Here is a 4,295-nt window from a genome sequence, read left to right on the forward strand (position 1 = left end):
CCCCGGCCCCTCTCCCGCAAGCGGGAGAGGGGAGAACTGCTGCCGGATGGGGCCGACAGTGGCCCATGCCACGGCCGCCCCCCACTCCCGGCCTCTCCCCCATAAACCCCATGGGGGAGAGGAGAATTCGATCGCGCTTCGGCTGGCCTCGCGCACTCGGCCACGGGGTCGCAGGGAATCGCGCACGGCCCTGCCGAAACGCCCCGGACTGACTCCCTTCCCCCGCGCAGTTTGCGGGGGAGGGGATGGGGGGCGCCGGCCCGAGCACCAGACCAACCCTCGCGCACCAAGCCCCTTGAAGTGTACCCCCTCTCCCACGCTGTTTGTGGGAGAGGGTGGCACGCGTGTCAGCGCGGCCGGGTGAGGGCCGCACGGCAGCCGAGGCCTCGGCTACCGTGACCGCTGCCGCGCCCGGGGTGTACGTGTCCACGGCTAGATCCTTCGGCCCGCGACGGTTGTGCTGCGGGCCAGTACCGTGCGCCTGGGCCTCAGGATGACAGGGCTCTGTTGCGTGCTGCGATCAGCCGCGGCCGCGTCCGTTCCCGCCCGACCGCCTGCCGACCTCGTCCACGGGAGGGCGCTTGGCGGAGTTCACCGTCAGCTCCGAGTGCACGCCGCGCACCCCGTCCACGTCCCACGTGTCGTCCGTGGCGTAGCGAACCTCGTGGTAGTCGGGAAGCTCGCCGCGCAACGTCACCACCCCGTCCTTCACCTCCACCGTGATCGCCTCGGCGTCTACCCAGGTGTCGTAGAAGAGCGCGTCCTCCACGTCCTTCTTCACCTCGTCGTCCGGGCGGCGGCGGGTGCGCACGCGGTGGTGATACGGCCCCAGGCCGTAGCGCGCGGGGCCGTGCACGTTTCCGCTCTCCCACTGGCCGTCCTCCCGCAGCGGCTGGGGACCGCGGTCGTCCGCCACCCGCCCGCCGCCAGCGCCGGGAAACGAACGAAAGTCGCCGCCGTAGCCACCCCGCGGACCCATTCCCATTCCGGCACCCGCGCCGCGGGCCGGGTTCCAACCGCTGGGACCGTCCCAGCCGGCATCGTATGACGGCATCCGTCAGTTCCTCCGCGCAAGTGTGCGCCGGGCGGCGCGGGCCCACTGCCCGCGCCGCCCGAAATCGCCCGCGTCAGGGCCGCAACAACCGTTCCAGCCAGGGCTCCATCTCGTCGTGCGTAGGGCCCGGTGGAAGGGGCCGGCCGGCCACCTCGTGGAGCACCCGCGCCAGCCGGTCCGGCCGGTCCGTGATCACCCCGTCCACGCCCCACGAAAGCAGCCGGCGCATGTCGGCCTCGTCGTCCACCGTCCACACGTGGACCGCCACGTTGTGCGCGTGCGCCTCGGCGATCCAGCGCCGGGTCAGCACCTGCCGGCCGCCGCTGCGCTCGGGCATTTGGAAGGCATCCACGGGCGGGCGGTAGAGGCGCGTCGCGTGCGCCAGGTGCAGGGCGTAGAACGCGTACAGGTCCTGTCCGCCCGCGCTGGTGGGCCCCGCGTAGTCGTGAAAGAGCGAGCGGTTGCGGCTGTCTCCCGCGGCGATGAGAACGCGGTGCGCGGACCCGGTTTCCTGGATGGTCCGCAGCACGGCGGCCTGCGCGCGCCCGTCCTTGACCTCCACGTTCACGCGCGTGTCGGGAAGGGCGTCCAGCACCTCGCGCAGGGTGGAGATGCGCACGCCCGTGTCGCGGAAGGGAAAGGTGCGGCCGCCGTCGGGGGTGTAGCGGTAGCCGGCGTCCAGCCGCTGCAGCTCCGCCAGGGTGAAGCCCGCCACGTCGCCCGATCCATCCGTGGTGCGGTCCACCTGCGCGTCGTGGATGACCACGCACTCGCCGTCGCGGGTGGGCTGTACGTCGATCTCCAGCAAATCGGCGCGCCACCAGTGCAGGGCGCGCCGAAAGGCGAGGAGCGTGTTTTCGGGCGCCAGCCCCGAGCCGCCACGGTGGGCGATCAGCAGGGGCGCGCCGGCCAGGTACCGGTGCCCGGGGCGCGAGCCGCCGCCGAGCGGAAGCCAGGGAGAGCGCACGGGAAGCGGAATCCGCGCGCGGCGGATCAGGCCGCGGCTTCCAGCCGGTCGATCTCGCCGGACGTAAGGCCGTACAGGCGGTACAGCACCAGGTCGATCAGCCGGCCGGTCATCACGCGGGCGTACACCAGCTTCTGCGAGTCGGCGCCGCTTTCCACGTAGGCCGTCAGGTCCAGGTACTTGTCGCCCAGCATGGTGAGGATCTCCTCGACCGCGTCGGGGTGCGGGCGAGCAGGGGCCAGCGCGTCAGCGGGCACCTTCTCCACCAGCAGCCCCTCGATCAGGGCCAGGAACCCGGAAAACACCATCTCCGTCAGGTGCCCGCCGGGAATGGCCTCCTCGTCGGTGAGCTCTTCCCAGGCCAGCTCGTTATCGTACAGGTCTTCGCCCTGGCGCTTGAAGTTGTCGAGCCCCTCGGGCGAAAGAGGCTCGGCGTCCTTGGCCACGCGCTCCGCCGGGCGGCCCAGCGCTTCCAGGATGCGCGCGCGGCGGCGCTCTACGTAGGCGGCTCCAGACACGGGGGCGGCGGCTTGGCTGCTCATGGGGATCAACGGTTCCTGCGGGGCTGCGGACGTCGGTTTGGGGGGCTGAACATAGGCTGGACGCGGGCGGGCCGCAACGTGGGGGCAGTGCGTGAGTGCGTGAGTGCGGAAGACGCTCCGGCGCGTCAGGCGTGCTGGGCGGTGGCTTCGGGTTCTACCGAGGGGGCAGCGGCTGGCTGCGCGTCTACGTCGGCCAGGGACAGGTCCGCGCCGTCCAGGGAGCCGGGATCCAGGCGCGCGCCCGCCAGGTCGGCGCCGCGCAGGATGGCGCCCTCCAGGTTCGCGCCGGTCAGGTCGGCCCCGGTCAGGGTGGCGCTGGTGAGGTTCGCGCCGCGCAGGTCTGCGCCGCACAGCCGCGCCCCCGTAAGGTCGGCGTGCTCCAGCGCCGCGTGCTCCAGCCGCGCCGCCGACAGGTCGGTGCCGTGAAGGTAGGCGCCGGTGAGGTTGGCGCCCTTGAGGTGCGCGCCCTCCAGGTCGGCGCCGGTGAGCACCGCGCCCTTCAGGAACGCGCCCGTCAGCCGCGCATTCTTGAGGTGCGCCCACTCCAGGAACACGCCCTCGGCGTAGGCCCACTCCATCGTCAGCCCCTCGCCGTGGACACCCCACAGGTTGGCGGCCTTCAGGAACGCCTCCGTCAGGTTCGCCTCCGTCAGGTCCGCGCTCACCAGCACCGCGCCGGCCAGCTCCGCGCCCGACAGGTTGGCCCCGCGCAGCGACGCGCCCGACAGGTGGGCGCCCTTCAGGATCGCCCGCTCCAGGTTGGCACCGCCCAGCTCCGCCCGCTCCAGCCGCGCACCGCGCAGGTCCGCCCCGCGCAGCCGCAGGTGGCCGGCGGCGATGAGCATCCACAGGTCGCGGTCCGAGAGAATGCGGGGCTCCATGGGCAGGCTCACGTTGGCGGGTGGGATTCAGCCGCGGTCGGCGCCCTGCGGCGCAAGCCGCCAGCGCATGCGGCCGGCCCAGCCGCAGCGTGGGCACTCGCGGGCGGCGCCGCCCAGACGGGCGAGGGCGCGGTCCAGCCCGGTGGTCCGCCCCGCCTGCCCGGTGACGGCGCGGCAGGTTGGACACACGGGGGCCTCCGGAAGCGCGGCCACGTAGCGCACCGCGACGTAGGAAGCGATCAGGCTGACGGCGAGCACCGCCCACACCATTGCGGCCAAAGGCACCTCCTGCGCCGCTTGCGTCCAGCCGGCCGCGGCGCGGCCGACTCCGGACAGAGCTTATGCAACGGGCGTTCCCGCCGGATCGCACGGACCTTGCTCAGGGGCCAGGCTCCCGGGAAGCCGGGGGCATGGATGCCGCATCAGGCACCACCCGAGCCGGGCAGCGGGCACCGGCGCTGAACAACGAACCGCAGGAGTTGACGACGATGACCAAGCGCAACGAGGACCCCGCATTCGATCCCGAGGAGATCGACGAGGCCGATCCGCTCGGGGAGCAGGCGTTCGCCGAGGCCGGCTTTCAGGACGCCGACGACGGCGGGCCCGACTTTTCCGCTCCCGGCCTGGTGGATTCGGCGGACGACAAGCGGCCCGGCGGCTTCGGGCAGAAGGTGGCGGGCGTGCCCGAGGACCAGCAGCGCGTGCTGAACACGCCCAGCGAGCAGCGCCCCGACAGCGAAAACGCCGTCATCCGCGAGCGCGGCGGCGAAAGCAAGGGCGATCCCGCGGTCGGCGGCACGCGGCCGGATTGAGCGGCAACTCGGGGACGGAGAGAGAGCCGGCGGCCGCTG

At 72.9% G+C, this 4,295-nt stretch carries 6 protein-coding genes; 1 reads left to right on the forward strand and 5 read right to left on the reverse strand.

The genetic code is table 11. From position 1 onward, the window contains the following. Window positions 1-520: 520 nt before the first annotated feature. The 5 genes from VGB24_RS25270 to VGB24_RS25290 all read right to left on the reverse strand — a co-directional run bounded on the left by VGB24_RS25270 (window position 521) and on the right by VGB24_RS25290 (window position 3,723). Entirely contained in the window at window positions 521-1,054 is a 534-nt protein-coding gene (locus VGB24_RS25270) for a BON domain-containing protein (protein ID WP_331075715.1), read from the reverse strand. 73 nt (window positions 1,055-1,127) lie between these two features. Continuing rightward, window positions 1,128-2,021 carry a glycerophosphodiester phosphodiesterase gene (locus VGB24_RS25275; protein WP_331075716.1) on the reverse strand — a complete coding sequence of 298 codons (894 nt, stop codon included), beginning with the start codon at window positions 2,019-2,021 and terminating at the stop codon, window positions 1,128-1,130. A gap of 26 nt (window positions 2,022-2,047) precedes the next feature. Further along, window positions 2,048-2,563, reverse strand: a complete 516-nt coding sequence (locus tag VGB24_RS25280; RefSeq protein ID WP_331075717.1) for a hypothetical protein — start codon at window positions 2,561-2,563, stop codon at window positions 2,048-2,050. A 125-nt stretch (window positions 2,564-2,688) separates the two neighbouring features. Next, window positions 2,689-3,444, reverse strand: coding sequence for a pentapeptide repeat-containing protein (locus tag VGB24_RS25285; protein ID WP_331075718.1), 756 nt, complete (start codon window positions 3,442-3,444; stop codon window positions 2,689-2,691). A gap of 27 nt (window positions 3,445-3,471) precedes the next feature. Next, window positions 3,472-3,723, reverse strand: coding sequence for a hypothetical protein (locus VGB24_RS25290; RefSeq protein ID WP_331075719.1), 252 nt, complete (start codon window positions 3,721-3,723; stop codon window positions 3,472-3,474). A 209-nt stretch (window positions 3,724-3,932) separates the two neighbouring features. Between VGB24_RS25290 and VGB24_RS25295 the strand changes: the two genes are divergently transcribed. Continuing rightward, a complete protein-coding gene (locus tag VGB24_RS25295) occupies window positions 3,933-4,256 on the forward strand; it encodes a hypothetical protein (RefSeq protein ID WP_331075720.1) in 324 nt (107 codons plus the stop codon). Window positions 4,257-4,295: the final 39 nt, after the last annotated feature.

This window comes from Longimicrobium sp. (assembly GCF_036399935.1).
In the GTDB taxonomy this organism is placed as follows: domain Bacteria; phylum Gemmatimonadota; class Gemmatimonadetes; order Longimicrobiales; family Longimicrobiaceae; genus Longimicrobium.